We start from the raw sequence: 18,124 nt of genomic DNA, 5'->3' as shown, positions 1-18,124 counted from the left end.
TGGCATTGAACATAGTGCACGCTGTTGAGTTCTCAAGGAACGGACGCACCCGGGTCACGCCGCATGAATGCGGACGATCTACCGGAGCTGTTTCGTTCTTCATCCGGTGATCCTCATGGGACCGATCCGGACGCTTCGAACCGCGACGATCGAGTCGTCATCAGGTTCGGGATCTTCGTGCCGCTTGAGGAGGAGAAGCTCTTTCGCTTCTCTCGCTCCTGTGGGGCAACGAATGAATACTTTACGGAGATGCGGGGGGTCCCGCAACTCGGCCCTGCATCCCGGGCGTGTCGCCCGTCATTCCGCCCATCGGGGCGCATCGGAACCCCACCGGTGCGGGGCGGCCGACCAGGTCATCGAGCCCTCCGGAGCGGCCATCGCCGGCAGCGCGATCGCCTGTCGTCCGGCCGGCCCGACGAGCGACCCCGTATGCCGCGCGCGCGTGGACTCGTCCAGTGCGTCGCCGCCTCCCCGGGATCTCGGCATCGCGAGCAGTTCCGCCGCCGTCCGGCGGAGCGACATGCGCGCGAGCCACGACCCGCCCTCGGTGTCGCGACGCGCGAGCATCGTCGCGACGGCCGCCGCGAGCAGGTATCCGGTCGCATGGTCGAGCGCCTGCGCCGGCAGCGCGCCGGGTGCTCCCCCATCGGCCTCGATGGATGCGATCCCGCTCGCCGCCTGGACGAGGCTGTCGAAGCCGCCACGATCCGCGACGTCTCGCTCGAACCCCCATGCCGAGAGCTGGGCGACGACGAGGCCCGGGTGACGGCGCACCAGGGCGGCCGGGTCGATCCCGAGGCGCTCGAGCGCTGCGGGACGGTATCCGACGACCACCGCGTCGGCCGACGCGAGCAGCGCGTCGAACAGCGTGGCATCCTCGGCCGATCGCAGGTCGAGCAGCGCGGAGCGCTTGCCCGGTCCGGCCTCCAGGTGCTGCCAGCCGATCTCGGCCGGCGACGGAGGATCGACGCGCAGCACATCCGCGCCGAGCAGCGCCAGCGTCCGCGTGGCGACCGGGCCCGCGATCACGCGGGTGAGGTCGAGCACGCGCACGCCGGCGAGCGGGAGTCCGGACCTGCGTCCGGGTCCGGGCCGCTTCACCGGCGCCTCCGTCCATCGGACGAGCTCGATGAGCGGAGTCCCGCCGAGGCGGGCGACGGTTTCGGGATCCTCCGGGGCGACGGCGACGCACATGCCGCCGGCCGCGGAGACGGCCTCGGCCAGCGGTCCGGCGTCCCAGCGCGCGACGGCCCGGCCGACGGCGGCAGGCGCCTCGGCATCCGCCGGCGTCAGCCCGAGCACGCGCCGGAGCGCGGCGGCGTGGTGCGGGTAGTTGCCGTGCGTGCGCACCCACCCGTCGCCCGCGCGGTGGAAGCCGGAGAGCGCGGACCACACCTGCGGCGACCTCCCGTCGAAGCGGGCGACGCGCTCGCTCTGGAACGCGTTCGCGATGCGGTCGCCGTCGAGGCGGATGGCACCGGGGCCGGCCGATGCGGCCCATCCGGCGAGGCTGGCGGCGGCGACGGATGCCACGGCGAGCGACGACACGTCGAGCCTCGAGGGCAGCGGCGCGGCCGGGAGCGGCCCGAGTCCGTCGAGCTCGACCGGGTCGCGCCCGAGCTCGGACCAGACGCGTGCGAGGAGGCGGTCGGCGGCTCCTCGCATCGTCGTCGGCCTATCGGACGAACACGCCGGCCAGGGTCTTCTTGCCGCGGCGGAGGACCGCCATGCCGCCGGCAGGCACCCGATCGGAGATCGTCGCCGTCTCGTCGTCGACGCGCACGTTGTCGAGCGAGACACCGCCCTGGGCGATGGCCCGGCGTCCCTCGCTGAGGCTCGAGACCAGCCCGGTGTCCACGAGCACCTGGACGACCGGTGCGCCCGGGTCCGCCTCGACGTGCGGGAGCTCCCGCAGGGCCGCCTCGAGCGTGGCGCGATCGAGCGATGCGACATCGCCCTGCCCGAAGAGCGCCTGCGATGCGGCCACCACGGCGGCCGTGGCATCCGCCCCGTGGACCATGGTGGTCACCTCGTGGGCCAGGACCTTCTGCGCCTCGCGGCGGAAGGGCTCGTCGGCGACCTTCCGGGCGAGCTCCTCGATGCGCTCGCGCGTGAGGAACGTGAAGACCTTCAGGCGCGAGACGACATCGGAGTCGTCGGTGTTGAGCCAGAACTGGTAGAAGCGGTACGGGCTGCACATCTCGGCGTCGAGCCAGATCGCGTTGCCCTCGCTCTTGCCGAACTTGGTGCCGTCGGAGTTGGTGATGAGCGGCGTGCCGATCGCGTGCACATGCCGCCCCTCGACCCGGTGGATGAGGTCGGTGCCGCTCGTCAGGTTTCCCCACTGGTCGCTGCCGCCGGTCTGCAGCACGCAGCCGTACTGACGGTAGAGCTCGAGGAAGTCGAATCCCTGCAGGATCTGGTAGCTGAACTCGGTGTAGCTGATCCCGGCCTCGGAGTTCAGGCGGGACGCGACGGCGTCCTTCTTGAGCATCGTGCCGACGCGGTAGTGCTTGCCGATGTCGCGCAGGAAGTCGATCGCCGAGAGTCCCGCGGTCCAGTCGAGGTTGTTGACCATCCGCACGGCATTGTCGCCCTCGGCGGAGAGGAACCGGCTCACCTGGCCGCGCAGTCGCTCGACCCACTCGGCCACGGTGTCCTTGGTGTTGAGCGTGCGCTCCGCGGTGGGGCGGGGGTCGCCGATCAGGCCCGTCGATCCGCCGACGAGGCCGAGGGGCCGGTGGCCGGCGAGCTGGATCCGCCGCATGGTCAGGATCTGGACCAGGTTGCCCAGGTGCAGGCTCGGCGCGGTCGGATCGAACCCGCAGTAGAACGTGGCGGGCTCCCCGGAGAGCAGCTGCTTCAGCGCCGCTTCGTCGGTCGAGACGTGCACGAGTCCTCGCCAGCGCAGTTCCTCCCAGACATCCTCGAACGTCGGGTCGTTCTGCTGGGTGGCGAGGATGGCGGGGTCGGACACGTCAGCAAGGGTAGCAGCGCGAGTTCGGTCGGCGATGAAGCCCTGGAGCTTCATCGCCGTCGTTGAAGTTTGAATACTTGAATTCAAGAGATGAAGTCTGCTAGCTTTATAGTTCGGGAGGCCTGCACATGTACGTCATCACCGCCGACCAAATCGGCAGCCGGGTCGACATCGATCGATCCGAGGCGATGCAGCGCGAGCTGCAGGAGCTCTTCGGCGATCGCCTCGCCCTGCCCGTCGACCAGACGGCCGGCGACGAGGTGCAGGCCATCACGACCGACCCCGCCACCGCGCTCGACCTGGTGCTCGCCCTGCACCGTGCGGAGCGCTGGAGCATCGGCCTCGGCGTCGGCGACGTGCGGGAACCGCTTCCGGACGCGGTGCGGAAGGCGGCCGGCCCGGCCTTCATCGCCGCCCGCGAGGCCGTCGACGCCGCCAAGCGCGGCGATGCGCGATTCGCGCTGCGTGCGGCGGACCGACGCGGCAACGTCCTGGACGCGGCGTCCGTCGAGGCGCTCGTGCGACTGCTCCTGCTCCTCCGCGACCGCCGGACGCCCCAGGGCTGGGAGGCCGTCGACCTCGTGCGGGACGGCCGCACCCAGAAGGATGCCGCCCGCCTGCTCGGGATCTCGGACGCCGCCGTCAGCCAGCGACTCCGCGCCGCCCAGTGGAACGCCGACGGCGACGCCGCCCCCGCCCTCGTCCGGCTGCTGGCCGATCTCGACGCGACGCCCGAGCAGAACGACGCAGGCGCCGACGACGACGCGCAGCACGACGGACGTCGCAGCGACGGCGCCGCTCGCTAGGCTCGTGGCGCGGTGCCGAACCGCGCGACCCGAACCCGCAGAAGGAGCACCCGTGAACTTCGTCGAGACCCTGTCGGCGGTGGCCTGGGCCGTGATCATCGCATCGCTCGCCGCCGCCGCCGTCCTCTCCGTGCTCGCGTTCCTGCGACCCCGCCCGATCCACCTCTGGCCGGCCGCCGGTGCCGTGGTCGTGGCGATCGTCGCGGCGTCGACCGCCGGCTCCCCCGTTCCGGCGGTCGCGGCGCCGCTGGTCGCACTGCTCGGCACGGTGGTCGCCGTCTTCGGCGGGAGTCCCGCCGCCGCGACCGCGCTGCAGCTCGCAATGGGCACCAGCGCGCCGCCCGGAGCCCACGGCGGCATCCTCGTCGCCGTCCGCCCCGACGAGCCCGGCGCGGCCGGGGTGTCGGCACCGCGGCGCGAGGTCCTCCGCGGCGGCCTGACCATCGGCGTGCTCGAGCGGCTCGGTGCCGCCGGATCGATCATCGCCGCCTTCCCCGAGGGCCTGGCCATCGTGGTCGCCGTGAAAGGCGTCGGCCGCTTCACCGAGCTCGAGGCGCCCGAGGCGCGCGAGCGGTTCATCATCGGGACGTTCGCGAGCCTCATCTGGGCGTGCGCGGCCGCGTTCGCGGTGCACCTCGCGGTCCGATGATCCGGCGGCGCCGTCGGCGCGGCGACCCGGGCGGCAGGCCCGCGCCCCTCAGTCCGATCGCGGATGTCGCCGATAGGCGGACACCCCCGGATCCCCGGGCAGCCAGAACCGCCAGGGATAGGCCGCCGCTCCCCCCGGGCCGCTGATCCCGGTGCGAGGGCCGGTCTCGTGCGCCGGCGGTTCGCGCGGCACGCGCAGCTCGAACGGCGGCGCGAGCAGGTCTGCGCCGTTGCGCTCGAGCGGCACGCCGAGCGCCTGCGCGAGGCGTGCGGGTCCCCGAGCGAGGTCCCGCTCGGACGACCGAGGGCGACGCGACCGGGCGAGGTCGTGGCCGTCCACCACCACGCCGCCCCTGAGCAGGATGCCGGCGGAGCGGCCCGCCCGATCCGCGACGACGTTGATGCACACGTGCATGCCGTAGGTGAAGTAGGCGTAGAGGTGCCCGCCCTCGCCGAACATCACCGCGTTGCGCGGCGTCCGGCCCCGGAAGCCGTGCGAACCCGGATCCTCGCCGACCCCGCGGTAGGCCTCCACCTCGGAGAGCCTCACGGCCACGCGACCCTCCGCGGTCTCGTGGGCCAGGACGCCGCCGAGCAGCAGGGGTGCCAACTCGACGGCGTCGCGTTCGAACCAGGCCCGGTCCGGTCGCACGAGCCCGTCGCCGCGGGGCCCCTGCGCCATCCGCTCCGACTCGCCCGTCGGTCCGGCCGGCACGTTCAGTCGCCGCCTCCGGGCAACGACGTGACGAGGTGCCGGACGCGGTCGGCCAGGGCCGCGAACTGGCCGTCGACCCTCGACGGGGCGGTGCCCCCGATGCCGTCGCGGCTCGCGACGGACCCCTCGATCGTGAGCACCTCGCGCACCTCGGGCGTGAGGTGCGGCGAGATCGCGGCGAGCGCCGCGTCGTCGACCTCGTGCAGGTCGAGCGCGTGCTCCTCCGCGTAGCGCACCAGCGACCCGGTGATCTCGTGCGCGTCGCGGAACGGCACCCGCCGCCGCACCAGCCACTCCGCGACATCCGTCGCCAGCGAGAACCCGGCGGGCGCGAGCTCGGCCATGCGCTCGGTGTGGAACGTCAGGGTCTGGACCATCCCGGTGAACGCCGGGAGCAGCACCTCGAGCGTCTCGACCGAGTCGAAGACGGGCTCCTTGTCCTCCTGCAGGTCGCGGTTGTACGCCAGGGGCAGCGCCTTCAGCGTCGCGAGGAGTCCCGTGAGGTTGCCGATCAGGCGGCCCGACTTGCCGCGCGCGAGCTCCGCGATGTCGGGGTTCTTCTTCTGCGGCATGATCGAGGAGCCCGTCGAGTAGGCGTCGTCCAGCGTGACGAAGCCGAATTCGCGGGTGTTCCAGAGGATGACCTCCTCGCTGATGCGCGAGAGGTCGATGCCGATCATCGCCGCGATGAACGCGAACTCGGCGACCACGTCGCGGCTCGCGGTGGCGTCGATCGAGTTCTCGGCCGGATGCGCGAGGCCGAGGTCGCGAGCGACGGATGCCGCGTCGAGCCCGAGCGTCGACCCGGCGAGGGCGCCGCCGCCGTACGGCGAGACGTCGGCGCGCCGGAGCCAGTCGACCAGTCGCTCGAGGTCGCGCGACAACGCCCAGCCGTGCGCGAGGAGGTGGTGCGCGAGCAGCACGGGCTGCGCGTGCTGGAGGTGGGTGCGACCCGGCATGATCGCGGTGCGATGCGCGTCCGCCTGCGCGGCCAGCGCGTCGATGAGGTGCACCAGCTGCCGCCCGAGGGTGGCGGCGTGGTCCTTCAGGTACAGCCGCACGAGCGTGGCGATCTGGTCGTTGCGGCTGCGTCCGGCCCGCAGCTTGCCGCCGAGCTCGGCGCCCACCTCGGCGATGAGGGCCGATTCGAGCGCGCCGTGCACGTCCTCGTCGGATTCGGCGGCGACGAGTTCGCCCGAGCGGACGCGCGCCTCCAGCGCGTCCAGCCCGGCGAGCATGCGGTCGAGTTCGTCGGGCTCGAGGTAGCCCGCTGCGGCGAGCGCCCGGGCGTGCGCTCGCGACCCGGCGAGGTCGTACGGCGCGAGCTGCCAGTCGAAGTGCGTCGACTTCGACAGGCGCTGCAGCTCGGGCGAGGGGCCGCCGGCGAACCGGGCCCCCCAGAGCGCGCCCTCGTTGGTGCCCTGCTGGTCCGCCATGCTCACGCGTCCTTCCGTGCCAGGAGCCAGACGAGCAGCGCCTTCTGCGCATGCAGTCGGTTCTCCGCCTCGTCCCAGATGATCGACTGCGGCCCGTCGATGACGTCGGCCGCCACCTCGTAGCCGCGGTCGGCCGGCAGGCAGTGGAGGAAGACGGCGTCGGGCTCGGCGAGCGACATCAGCTCGGCGTCGACCTTGTAGGAGCCGAAGGTGGCGACGCGGTGCGCCTTCTCGTCCTCCTTGCCCATCGAGACCCACGTGTCGGTCACGATGACGTCGGCGCCCGCGGCCGCCTCGGCCGGATCGGTGTACAGCGTCACGGAGCCGCCCGTTCCGGCTGCGATGCGGTCCGCGTCCGCGACGACGGTCGCCGCCGGAGCGAACTCCTCCGGCGACGCGACCCGCACGTGCATGCCGGCGGTCGCACCGGCGAGCACGTACGACTGCGCCATGTTCGACGCTCCATCGCCGAGGAAGGCGACGGTGAGGCCGGCGAGCGCGCCCTTGTGCTCGCGGATGGTGAGCAGGTCGGCGAGCAGCTGGCACGGGTGGAAGTCATCCGAGAGCGCGTTGACGACCGGGACGGTGGTGCCCGCGGCCATCTCGTCCAGGCCGGACTGGGCGTAGGTGCGCCACACGATCGCCGAGACCATGCGCTCCAGCACTCGGGCGGTGTCGGACGGCGTCTCCTTGCCGCCGAGCTGACTCGATGCGGTAGAGATGATGAGCGGCGACCCGCCGAGGTCGGCGATGCCGACCGCGAACGACACCCTGGTCCTGGTCGAGGACTTGTCGAAGATCACCGCCACGGTCTGCGGGCCCGCCAACGGCGTCTCGGCCCAGCGGTCGGCCTTGAGCCGCTGGGCGAGGTCGAGGATCTCGGCCTGCTCGGCGGGCGTGATGTCGTCGTCGCGGAGGAAATGTCGCGTCATGGGTCTTCCGTTCGTGGGCGCGGGTCGGTCAGCGATGCGGGGCGGCCACCGCGGCGAGCGCGCGGGCGAACCTGACCTCGAACTCGTCGAGTTCGCGGTCGCCGATGATCAACGGCGGGGCGAGCCGGATCGTGGAGTCGTTGGCGGCGTTCACGATGAGCCCGGCCTGGAGGGCGGCGGCCGACAGCGCGGGCGCGACCGGCTCGGAGAGGGCGACGCCGACGAGCAGGCCGCGGCCGCGCACCCCCGCGACGAGCGGGGAGTCCATCGCGAGGAGCCGCCGCCGAAGCTCGGCACCGCGACGTGCGGCGTTCTCGACGAGACCGGCGCGTTCGATCTCGGCCAGCACCGCGCCGGCCACCGCGGTCGCCAGCGGATTGCCGCCGAAGGTCGAGCCGTGCTGGCCCTTCGAGAACAGGTCGGAGGCGTGGCCGAACGTGACGAGCGCACCGATCGGGATGCCGCCGCCGATGCCCTTGGCGACGGTGATCGCGTCCGGGACGATGCCGGCGTGCTGGAACCCGAACCATGCGCCGGTGCGGCCCGCACCGGTCTGGATCTCATCCACGATGAGGAGCGCTCCGTGCCGGCGGGTGAGGTCGCGCGCCGACTCGAGGTAGCCGTCGGGCAGGTCGAGCACGCCGGCTTCGCCCTTGATCGGTTCCACGATGAGTGCGGCGACGGAGTCGTCCATCGCCGCCTCGAGGCTTTCGATGGTCGACGGGATGTGCTCGACGCCGCCGGGGAGCGGCTCGAACGCATCCCGCATCGCGGGTTTCCCGGTGAGCGCCAACGACCCCATCGTGCGGCCGTGGAACGCGTCGACGAGCGCGAGCACGCGAGCCCGCGCGCCGCCCGAGTTGTTGAGGCGCGCGAGCTTGAACGCGGCCTCGTTCGCTTCGGCGCCCGAGTTGCCGAACCACACCCGGCCGGACTCCCCCGCGCCCGCGAGGCGCAGGAGCCGGTCGGCGAGATCGAGCGTCGGCGAGGTGGCGAAGTAGTTCGACACGTGGGCGAGGGTCGCCGCCTGGCGGGAGACCGCCTCGACGAAGACCGGGTGGGCGTGGCCGAGGGAGTTCACGGCGATGCCGGCGAGGAAGTCGAGGTAGGTCGTGCCCCCGTCGTCCTGCACCCAGCAGCCCTCACCGCGTTCGAGCCGGGCCAGCGGCATCCCGAGCGATCGCATCATGCGACGGTCGAACCGCTCGCGCCACGGCTGCTCCGGGGCGGTCACGAGGTCGCTCCCGCGGCATCCGCCGACGCGACGACCTCGGTGCCGATCCCCTGCTGCGTGAAGATCTCGAGCAGGATCGAATGCGGGATGCGCCCGTCGATGATCGCCGCCTTCGGCACGCCGGCGGCGACCGCCTCCAGGCAGGCCGCCATCTTCGGGATCATGCCGGACTCGAGCGACGGCAGCAGTGCCTCGAGGTCGGGCGCCGAGATCTCGGAGACGAGCGAGTCGCGGTTCGGCCAGTCGCGGTACAGGCCCGCGACGTCGGTGAGGATCACCAGCTTGGCCGCGCCGAGCGCGACCGCGAGCGAGGCCGCGGCGGAGTCGGCATTGACGTTCAGCGACTGGCCCGGCTGGTCGAGGTCGGGGGCGATCGACGACACGACGGGGATGCGGCGCGCCTCGAGCTGCGCGAGCACCGCCTCCGGGTCGACCGCGACCACGTCGCCGACGAGCCCGAGGTCGACCTCCTCGCCGTCGACGACCGCGCCGCGGCGCCGACCGCGGAACAGGCCCGCGTCCTCGCCGGACAGTCCGGACGCCAGCGGACCGTGCTCGTTGATGAGGCTCACGAGCTCGCGGTTGACCTGCCCCGACAGCACCATGCGCACCACGTCCATGGTCTCGGGCGTCGTGACGCGGTAGCCGCCGCGGAACTCGCTCGCGATGCCGAGCCGCTCGAGCATCGATGAGATCTGGGGTCCGCCGCCGTGCACGACGACCGGGCGGATGCCCGCGTAGCGCAGGTAGACCATGTCCTCGGCGAAGGCGCGCTGCAGTTCCGGGCTGACCATCGCGTTGCCGCCGAACTTCACGACGATGATCTCGCCGTGGAACCGCTTCAGCCACGGCAGCGACTCGATCAGGGTGCCCGCCTTGCGGGCGGCGGCGTCGGCATCGGCACGTGCATCGCCGTCCGGGGTCATCTGCTCCTCGCTCATGCTCAGCTCGAGTACGCGCTGTTCTCGTGCACGTAGTCGTGGGTGAGGTCGTTGGTCCAGATCGTCGCGGTCGCTTCCCCGGCGTGCAGCTCGACCAGCACGTGCGTCGCCCGCGGTGCGAGGTCGACCTCGTCGCGGGGCCGGTCGGGCCGGCCCGCGTGGCAGACCCGGACCCCGTTCATCGACACGTCGACGAGGTAGGGATCGAACGGGGCGCGCGTGGTGCCGATCGCGGCGAGCACCCGCCCCCAGTTCGGGTCGTTCCCGAAGATCGCGGCCTTGAACAGGTTGTTGCGCGCGACGGCACGCCCGACCTCGACCGCGTCGTCCTCGGTCGCGGCGCCGCGCACCTCGATCGCGATGTCGTGACTCGCTCCCTCCGCGTCGGACTGCAGCTGGAGCGCGAGGTCGCGGCAGGCCGTCGTGAGCGCCTGGACGAACGTCTCCTCGTCGGGCACGACGCCGGAGGCGCCCGAGGCGAGCAGCGTCACCTGGTCGTTCGTCGACATGCAGCCGTCGGAGTCGAGGCGGTCGAACGTGACCCGCGTCGCCTCCCGCAGCGCCCGGTCGAGTTTCGGCGAGGGCACGTCGGCATCGGTGGTGATGACGACGAGCATCGTCGCCAGGCCCGGTGCGAGCATGCCCGCGCCCTTCGCCATGCCGCCGATGCGCCATCCGTCGACCTGCAGTTCGACGGTCTTCGGTCGCGAGTCGGTGGTCATGATGGCGCGCGCCGCGTCGAGGCCGGCGGCCTCGTCGGCCGAGAGCCGGTCGACCGCCGACAGGACCCCCTCCTCCAGCACCTCGCCGTCGAGCTGCTCGCCGATGAGCCCGGTCGAGCAGACCAGCACGTCGCCGGCCGAGACGTGCAGGGCGGATGCCGCGGCCTCGGCCGTGCGGTGCGTGACCTGGAACCCCTCCGAGCCGGTGAAGCAGTTGGCCCCGCCGGAGTTCAGCACGACCGCCGAGACGGTGCCGTCGGCGATCACCTGCTCGGACCAGAGGATCGGGTTGGCCTTCGCCCGGTTCGAGGTGAAGACCGCCGCGGCGTGCTGCTGCGGCCCGCGGTTCACGACCAGCGCGAGGTCGAGGGCGCCGGTGCGCTTGATCCCGGCGGCGATGCCTGCGGCCTCGAACCCGGCCGGCGCGGTGATGCTCACGGTGCCACTCCGTTCACGGGAAGGCCGGTGGTCTCGGCGAGGCCGAGTGCGAGGTTCGCGGACTGGATCGCGGCGCCTGCGGTGCCCTTCACGAGGTTGTCGACGGCGGTGACGACGACCACCCGGCCCGCCGCCTCGTCGACGGCGACGCCCATCAGGGCGGTGTTCGCGCCGAGTACGTCGGCCGTCCGCGGGAACTGCCCAGAGGGGAGCACCTGCACGAACGCCTCGCCGGCGTAGGCGTCCTCCCACGCGGCGCGCACCGTCGCGGCATCCGCGCCCGGCACGATGCGCGCGGTCGAGGTCGCGAGGATGCCGCGCGACATCGGCACGATCACCGGCGTGAGCGACAGCGACGGCTGGGCGGCGCCGGCCCAGCGCAGCGCCTGCCGGATTTCCGGAATGTGGCGGTGCGTGCCGCCCACGGCGTAGGGGTTCGCCGATCCGAGGATCTCGGAGCCGAGCAGGTGCGCCTTGAGGGAACGACCCGCCCCCGAAGGGCCGACCGCGAGCACCGAGACGATGTCGCGATCGTCGATGACGCCGGCGCGGATGCCGGGTGCGAGCGAGAGGGCGACCGCGGAGGCGTTGCAGCCTGGCGCGGCGATGCGGCGCGTGCGCGAGAGGCGCGTTCGCTGGGTCCGGGACAGCCGCGGAAGCTCCGGGACGCCGTACTCCCATGCGCCGTGGAACGCTCCGCCGTAGAACGCCGCCCAGTCGGCGGCGTCCTCCAGCCGGTGGTCGGCGCCGCAGTCGATGACGAGCGTGTCGTCGGGGAGCTCGGCGGCGATCGCGCCGGAGGCGCCGTGCGGCAGCGCGAGGAAGACCACGTCGTGACCCGCGAGGGTCTCCGCCGAGGTCTCCTTCAGCGTCAGGTGCGTGTAGCTGCGCAGGTGCGGCTGCACGGCGGTCAGCGGCTGGCCGGCGTTCGAGTGCGCGGTCACCGTGCGCACGTCGAACTCGGGGTGATCGGCGAGGAGGCGAAGCAACTCGCCTCCGGCGTAGCCGGACGCTCCGGACACGGCGACGGTGTACGTCATGGAATCCACCTTATGGGCTCATCGGTCGGGTGAGACGGTTCCGGCGACGCCCAGGACGGCGGGGTCAGCCCGTCGCGGGGGTCGCCTGGATTCGGCGCTCGCCTCGCCGTCGCGCGCGCGTCGCCGCGGCGCGCAGGACGCGCGTGCGGCTGCCGGAGCGGGCGGTGGTCATGCGGCGACCCTACCCAGCCGCGAGCGGCGCTCGCAAATCGCCGCTCCGCTGCCTGCCGGGCGGTCAGACGTCGTCGCCGCGCGTGCGCACCCAGGCCCGGTCGACGAGTTCCTCGAGCACGTGGCGGTCGACGGTGTCGAGACGGCCGATCCAGAGGCAACCGGCCCCGACCTTGACCTTGCCGAGTCGATCGATCAGCCCCTCGGCGCCGGGCGTCTGCAAGCCGTAGAGCGAGGTCGACGCCTTCCTCGGCGAGAACCCCACGACCATCCAGTCGCCCTCGCGCCCGGATTCGTACCGGTAGTGGTGCAGGCCGTAGCCGACGATCGACGGGCCCCACATGACGGCGTCGGTGCCGGTCACGCGGTCGAAGAGCTCGCGCAGCTCGAGGCCGTCCAGGCGGCGGCCCGCGGGTTCGACCGCGGCCAGGAAGTCGGACACCGACGCGCCGGTCGGCTGGGTCTTCGCTTCGGCCATGCCCCACGGTACCGCCGCTCGGGGCGTCGCGGCACCCCCGGGCCGATGCGCGGAACGATCGAGGGCGCCTCGCCGTGATCGGCGGGGCGCCCTCGGGACGGTGCGTCGGCGGATGCCGCTACTCGCGGATCGCGGCCCCGGTGCGCTCCGCGGCGAGGGCGGCGCCGGCGAGCTTCGCGTCGCTCGCCTCCGCTGCGGTCAGCGTGCGGTCGGCGGCGCGGAAGCGGAGCGCGAAGGTGAGGCTCTTCGAGCCCTCCGGCACGCCCTGCCCGCGGTAGTCGTCGACGAGCTGCAGGTGCTCCAGGAGCTCGCCGGCGCCCTCGCGGACCGCCTCCGCGACCCGCGCGGCGGGCACGTCGGCGCCGACCACGAGCGACAGGTCCTGCGTCGCCGCGGGAAGCGTACCGATCGGCCGCGCTTCGACGGCGGGGTCGGTGAGCGCGATGACCGCGTCGAGGTCGACCTCGGCGACCGCGACGACGCGCGGCAGGTCGGCCTCGGCGGCGAGCCTCGGGTGGAGTTCGCCGGCGTAGCCGACGACCCGACCGGCGACCCGCACCTCGGCGGTGCGCCCGGGGTGCAGGGCCTGGTGCGCGCCCTGCGCGAACTCGACCTCGGCGCCGGCGGCGTGCGCGATGCGGCGCACGGCGTCGAGCGCGTCGGCGATGCCCGCCGGCTCGGCCGGGCGGCCGGGCTGCTTCGCGTGCAGGTCGCCGGTGATCAGGACGCCGATGTGCCGCGGCTGGGCGGGGATGCCCGCGTTCAGCTCGTCGAGGACCGCCTCGGACGGGCGCTCCCACCCGATCGGCAGCTCGGCCGCGCCGTACGCCCGACCCGACTCGGGCAGGAAGACCAGCCCCAGCTCGAACACGTCGAGGTCGGTGAGTCCGCGCGACAGGTTGCGGCGGGCGACGCCGATCAGGCCGGGCAGGAGCGAGCGGCGCAGGTACGGCGCCGACGCGTCGAGCGCGTTGGCGAGCTTCACGCTCGCGACCGGCGATCCGTCGACGCTGCCGTAGACGGCGTTGTCGGGCTCGGCGACGAACGGGAAGGCGAGCACCTCGGTCGAGCCGGCGGCCGCGAGCGCGTCGGCGACGCCCCGGCGGACGCGCTGCGCCCTCGTGAGCCCGCGCCCGGGCGGCGCGACGGGCAGCACCGACGGGATGCGGTCGTACCCGAGCAGGCGCGCGACCTCCTCGGCGAGGTCGGCCTTCGCCGTGAGGTCGGGACGCCACGTCGGCGGCACCACGGCGAAGCCGTGGTCGACGCGCTCGACGCGGCCGCCGATCTCGGCGAGTGCGTCGTGCACTTCGTCGTCGGTGTACTCGACGCCGATGAGCTGCGTGACGTAGCCGTCGGGCAGCAGGATCGCCTCGCGCTCGGGTGCGGCGTGGATCAGCGAGCCGGTCTCGTCGGCGGTGCCGCCGGCGAGGTCGACGAGCAGCTGGGCGACGCGTGCGGCCGCCGCGCCCGCGATGGCCGGGTCGACGCCGCGCTCGAAGCGCTTGGACGCCTCGCTCGGCAGCTTGTGCCGGCGCGCGGTGCGTGCGATCGACACCGGGTCGAAGTTCGCCGCCTCGATGAGCACGTTGCGAGTCGTCTCGCCGATCTCGGTGTCGGCGCCGCCCATGACGCCGGCGAGCCCGATCGCCCCGCGGTCGTCGGTGATGAGCAGGTCCTCCGGGTGGAGCGTGCGCACCTTGCCGTCGAGGGTCTCGAGCGTTTCGCCGGGCTGCGCCCGGCGCACGACGATGCCGCCCTGCAGCGCGTCGAGGTCGTATCCGTGGATCGGCTGGCCGAGCTCGAGCATCACGTAGTTCGTGATGTCGACGGGCAGCGACAGCGAGCGGATGCCGGCGAGCTTGAGCCGCGCGACCATCCAGGCCGGCGTGGGCCGGGTCGGGTCGATGCCGCGCACGATGCGCGTGGCGAACACGCTCGAGCCGACGCGGCCGCGGATCGGGGCGTCGTCGCGGATCTCCACGGGGAAGGCGTCGGCCGCGGCATCCGCTGCGGCCACCTGCTCGGCCGGGTCGCGGAACACCGCACCGGTCGCGTGCGCGTACTCGCGGGCGACGCCGCGGATGGAGAACGCGTAGCCGCGGTCGGGCGTGACGTTGATCTCGACGGCGGCGTCGTCGAGGCCGAGCAGCGCGATGGCGTCGGTGCCGACGGGCGCGTCGATGCCGAGTGTCGACAGGCGGAGGATGCCGTCGTGGTCCTCACCCAGGCCGAGCTCCTTGGTCGAGGCGATCATGCCGTCGGAGACGTGGCCGTAGGTCTTGCGCGCGGCGATGGGGAACGGACCGGGCAGCACCGAGCCCGGGAGCGTCACCACGACCTTGTCGCCGACGAGGAAGTTTCGGGCACCGCAGACGATGCCGTGCACGGCGTCGCCGCCGTCGGCCGCGGTCTCGCCGTCCGGTGCGACGCGCACCTGGCACCACCGGATGGTCTTCCCGTTGGACTGCGGCTCCTCGACGAACTCGAGGACCTCGCCCACGACGATGGGCCCCTGGAGGTCGAACGTGTGCACGTCCTCCTCCTCGAGCCCGACGCGCACGAGTGCGGCGTGCACCTCCTCGAGGGAGGTGCCCGGGGGCAGGTCGACGTACTCGGCGAGCCAGCTGAGCGGCACTCGCATATCTCTAGACCACCATTCCGAACTGCTGCGAGAAGCGGATGTCGCCCTCGGCCATGTCGCGCATGTCCTGGACGCCGTTGCGGAGCATGAGCCCGCGCTCGATGCCCATGCCGAAGGCGAAGCCCGTGTAGACCTCCGGGTCGATTCCGGCCGCGCGGAGCACGTTGGGATGCACCATGCCGCACCCGCCCCACTCGATCCAGCGTGCGCCGCCCTTGAAGGTCGGGTGCCAGAAGTCGAGCTCGGCGCTCGGCTCGGTGAACGGGAAGAAGCTGGGGCGCAGGCGCACCTTGGCGTCGTCGCCGAAGATCGACTTGACGAAGTGGTCGAGCGTGCCGCGCAGGTGCGCCATGGTCAGCCCCTTGTCGACGGCGAGGCCCTCGAACTGCATGAAGACCGGCAGGTGCGTGGCGTCGAACTCATCGGTGCGGTACACGCGGCCGGGCGCCAGCACGTAGATCGGCACCTCGCGCTCGAGCATCGAGCGGACCTGCACCGGGCTCGTGTGGGTGCGCAGTACGAGATGCGACTCGGGCGGGTCGACGAAGAACGTGTCCTGCATGGCCCGCGCCGGGTGGTCGGCGTCGAAGTTCAGGGCGTCGAAGTTGAACCACTCGCTCTCGACCTCTGGGCCCTCGGCGATCTCCCACCCCATGCCGGTGAACACGTCGCAGACGCGGTCCTGCAGCAGGGCGAGCGGATGCCGCGCGCCGGGCGTGAAGCGCGACGGCAGCGCCGTGATGTCCACCGCCTCGGCGGCCAGCTGCGCCTCGGCCTCGGCGGCGACGATCTCGGCCTCGCGCGCGGCGAACGCCTGGTTGACCCGGCCGCGGGCGGAGCCGACGAGCTTGCCGAGGGCGGCCTTCTGGTCGTTCGGCACGCTGCGGAGCGAGGCGTTGAGGCGCGCGAGCGTCGACTTCTCGCCGGTGTGCTCGGCGCGGACGGCCTTCAGCGCGGCGGAGTCGCCGGCCGCGGCGATCGCGGCCAGTGCCGCATCGACGGCCGCGTCGACCGCGGGTTCGGTGATCTCAAGGGGCTCGGACACGAAGAACGAGTCTAGTCGGCCGGGGCGCGTCGACCCACGTCAGTGCCGACCCCCGGTCATCACACGCCGTGGCCGGTCTGGTCGGTGGACTGACGAGCTGCGGCATTCGCCTTCGCCACGCCCATGAGCAACTCCGAGTCCTCCTCGTCGGGGTTCGGAGCCGGACGGCCCGTCTTGCTCGCCGTGCGTCGTGCGACCCAGCGGGCGAACCACGACAGGAGGAGGTTCATCGTCAGGTACAGCACGAGCGCGACGATGAAGAACGAGAAGAGGTAGTAGTTGCCGTAGAACGTCGCGAGCTGGTTCATCGTGACGCGAAGCAGTTCGACGTAGCCGACGATGTAGCCGAGCGAGGTGTCCTTCAGCAGCACGACGAGCTGGGCGATGATGATCGGCAGCATCTGCCGGAACGCCTGCGGGAACTCGATGAGCATCTTCGACTGCAGCGGACGCATGCCCAGGCTGAGCCCCGCCTCTCGCTGGCCCTTCGGCAGCGAGGCGAGACCGGCTCGCAGCGCCTCGCCGATGAGCGCGCCGTTGTAGAGCGTGAGCGCGGCGACGACCGCCCAGAACGTGCCGGTGCTCAGCACCAGCAGGATGAACAGCATCATGAGCAGCACCGGCATGCCACGCAGGAACTCGAGCACGACCGCGGTGGGGATGCGGATCCACGCCGTCTGCGCGCTGCGGAGCAGTGAGAAGACGATGCCGAGCAGGACGGCGAGCACCGACGCCGTGAGCGCGGCGCTCAGCGTGCCCCAGACGCCCACGGTGAGGATGCGCTCCCACACGATGGGCTCGGCCATCGGTTCCCAGCGCGTCGGATCGAAGTATCCGGGCAGGTTGCCCTTCGGCGCCGCGAGGGTGAGGGCCACCCAGGCGAGTCCGGCGAGGATCACGACCGCACCGATCACGGAGCTGATCAGGGAGCGGCGGCGGGCGACGGGGCCCGGCGCGTCGAAGAGGACGCTCGATCCGGTCATCGCTGCACCACCCAACGGCGTTCGAGGCGTGCCGCGAGGAGCCCGAGCGGCACGGTGATGAGCAGGTAGAAGGTCGCAACGCCGAGCAGGATCGGGATGACCGCGTCGCCGCGGTCGTTCGCGAGGATGCGTCCCGTGGCGAAGAGGTCGACGACGAAGAAGCCGCCGGCGACCGAGGTGTTCTTCGTGAGCGCGATGAAGACGTTGATGAGCGGCGGCACCGTCATGCGGAACGCCTGGGGCAGGACGATCAGGCCGACCGTCTGGCCGAAGCCGAATCCGACGCTGCGCGCCGCCTCTGCCTGGCCGACGGGCACGCCGTTGATGCCCGACCTGAGGGCCTCGGCGATGAACGGCGAGGTGTAGACCGAGAGCCCGATCATCGCCGCCGTGAGGTAGTCGAGCCGCGATCCGAGGATCGGCAGGACGATGGCGGTGAAGAAGAGGACCAGCGTGAGCGGCGTGTTGCGCACCAGCTCGGTGTAGCCGGTCGCGAACCAGCGCAGCGACGGTACGGGCGAGATGCGCATCGCGGCGATCAGGGTGCCGATCACGAGCGCCGCGAGACCCGAGACGACCAGGAGCAGCAGCGTCGTGCCGAAGCCCTGAAAGTACAGGGGCAGGTTGTCGATGACCGCGTCCACGCTCCTCCTTCTGTCAGTGGTCGGTGCCCGTTCGCGGCGAGGCGTGCAGGCGGTCGAGGGGGGGGGCGGCGGTCAACGGACAGAACCCACCCACACGGACTAATCCCCATCCCACGCCCGCGGGTTTTTGCAACCGCGCACAAGTCTCCCCTTTTCCCCCCCCACCCCCCTCTCACACAAAATCCGCACCCCACCCCCCCCCATACCCCCCCCTTCCCCCACAACCCCCCGGTGGGTTGGGGAGGGGGGAGTCGGGTCAGGGGGTCGAGG

The 18,124-nt window shown here is 72.4% G+C and carries 16 protein-coding genes; 2 read left to right on the top strand and 14 right to left on the bottom strand.

The window, feature by feature from the left end; genetic code table 11:
• Positions 1–297: 297 nt before the first annotated feature.
• Positions 298–1,665 carry a CoA transferase gene (locus ACUY4T_RS14330; RefSeq protein ID WP_446019642.1) on the bottom strand — a complete coding sequence of 456 codons (1,368 nt, stop codon included), beginning with the start codon at positions 1,663–1,665 and terminating at the stop codon, positions 298–300.
• Between the two features lie 10 nt (positions 1,666–1,675).
• Positions 1,676–2,977, bottom strand: a complete 1,302-nt coding sequence (tyrS, locus tag ACUY4T_RS14325; RefSeq protein WP_446019641.1) for a tyrosine--tRNA ligase — start codon at positions 2,975–2,977, stop codon at positions 1,676–1,678.
• 128 nt (positions 2,978–3,105) lie between these two features.
• Between tyrS and ACUY4T_RS14320 the strand changes: the two genes are divergently transcribed.
• Both ACUY4T_RS14320 and ACUY4T_RS14315 read left to right on the top strand, forming a co-directional pair.
• Complete coding sequence (locus ACUY4T_RS14320) at positions 3,106–3,783, top strand: DNA-binding protein (RefSeq protein WP_446019640.1); 678 nt, start codon at positions 3,106–3,108, stop codon at positions 3,781–3,783.
• Positions 3,784–3,835: 52 nt separating this feature from the next.
• Positions 3,836–4,432: a hypothetical protein gene (locus ACUY4T_RS14315; RefSeq protein WP_446019639.1), complete on the top strand. Its 597-nt coding sequence runs from the start codon at positions 3,836–3,838 to the stop codon at positions 4,430–4,432.
• Between the two features lie 48 nt (positions 4,433–4,480).
• Here the strand turns inward: ACUY4T_RS14315 and ACUY4T_RS14310 are convergent, their stop codons facing one another.
• The 12 genes from ACUY4T_RS14310 to ACUY4T_RS14255 form a co-directional block, all read right to left on the bottom strand.
• The gene (locus tag ACUY4T_RS14310; protein WP_446019644.1) at positions 4,481–5,113 is read right to left on the bottom strand and encodes a DNA-3-methyladenine glycosylase; all 633 of its coding nucleotides are present in this window, start codon (positions 5,111–5,113) and stop codon (positions 4,481–4,483) included.
• Positions 5,114–5,148: 35 nt separating this feature from the next.
• Positions 5,149–6,582: an argininosuccinate lyase gene (gene argH, locus ACUY4T_RS14305; protein ID WP_446019638.1), complete on the bottom strand. Its 1,434-nt coding sequence runs from the start codon at positions 6,580–6,582 to the stop codon at positions 5,149–5,151.
• 2 nt (positions 6,583–6,584) lie between these two features.
• On the bottom strand, positions 6,585–7,514 hold the full coding sequence (argF, locus tag ACUY4T_RS14300; protein WP_446019637.1) for an ornithine carbamoyltransferase: 930 nt from the start codon (positions 7,512–7,514) through the stop codon (positions 6,585–6,587).
• 28 nt (positions 7,515–7,542) lie between these two features.
• Positions 7,543–8,748, bottom strand: a complete 1,206-nt coding sequence (locus ACUY4T_RS14295) for an acetylornithine transaminase (protein ID WP_446019636.1) — start codon at positions 8,746–8,748, stop codon at positions 7,543–7,545.
• Positions 8,745–9,674, bottom strand: a complete 930-nt coding sequence (gene argB, locus ACUY4T_RS14290; RefSeq protein ID WP_446019643.1) for an acetylglutamate kinase — start codon at positions 9,672–9,674, stop codon at positions 8,745–8,747. Before argB ends, ACUY4T_RS14295 begins: the two co-directional genes overlap by 4 nt.
• 17 nt (positions 9,675–9,691) lie before the next feature.
• Positions 9,692–10,849, bottom strand: coding sequence for a bifunctional glutamate N-acetyltransferase/amino-acid acetyltransferase ArgJ (argJ, locus tag ACUY4T_RS14285; protein ID WP_446019635.1), 1,158 nt, complete (start codon positions 10,847–10,849; stop codon positions 9,692–9,694).
• Entirely contained in the window at positions 10,846–11,889 is a 1,044-nt protein-coding gene (gene argC, locus ACUY4T_RS14280; RefSeq protein WP_446019634.1) for an N-acetyl-gamma-glutamyl-phosphate reductase, read from the bottom strand. The genes argJ and argC overlap by 4 nt, the downstream gene beginning before the upstream one ends.
• 235 nt (positions 11,890–12,124) lie before the next feature.
• Positions 12,125–12,538, bottom strand: a complete 414-nt coding sequence (locus ACUY4T_RS14275; RefSeq protein ID WP_446019633.1) for a DUF1801 domain-containing protein — start codon at positions 12,536–12,538, stop codon at positions 12,125–12,127.
• Positions 12,539–12,656: 118 nt separating this feature from the next.
• Entirely contained in the window at positions 12,657–15,182 is a 2,526-nt protein-coding gene (gene pheT, locus ACUY4T_RS14270) for a phenylalanine--tRNA ligase subunit beta (RefSeq protein ID WP_446019632.1), read from the bottom strand.
• Between the two features lie 4 nt (positions 15,183–15,186).
• Positions 15,187–16,227, bottom strand: a complete 1,041-nt coding sequence (pheS, locus tag ACUY4T_RS14265; RefSeq protein WP_446019631.1) for a phenylalanine--tRNA ligase subunit alpha — start codon at positions 16,225–16,227, stop codon at positions 15,187–15,189.
• Between the two features lie 59 nt (positions 16,228–16,286).
• Positions 16,287–17,210 (bottom strand): amino acid ABC transporter permease, encoded by a 924-nt coding sequence (locus tag ACUY4T_RS14260; protein ID WP_446019630.1) that lies wholly within the window; start codon positions 17,208–17,210, stop codon positions 16,287–16,289.
• Positions 17,207–17,854, bottom strand: a complete 648-nt coding sequence (locus ACUY4T_RS14255) for an amino acid ABC transporter permease (RefSeq protein WP_446019629.1) — start codon at positions 17,852–17,854, stop codon at positions 17,207–17,209. The genes ACUY4T_RS14260 and ACUY4T_RS14255 overlap by 4 nt, the downstream gene beginning before the upstream one ends.
• Between the last annotated feature and the right edge of the window lie 270 nt (positions 17,855–18,124).

It is taken from the genome of Agromyces arachidis (assembly GCF_052805135.1).
The sequence above is the reverse complement of the archived record's forward strand: the minus strand, read 5'-3'. Positions and strand labels throughout refer to the sequence as shown.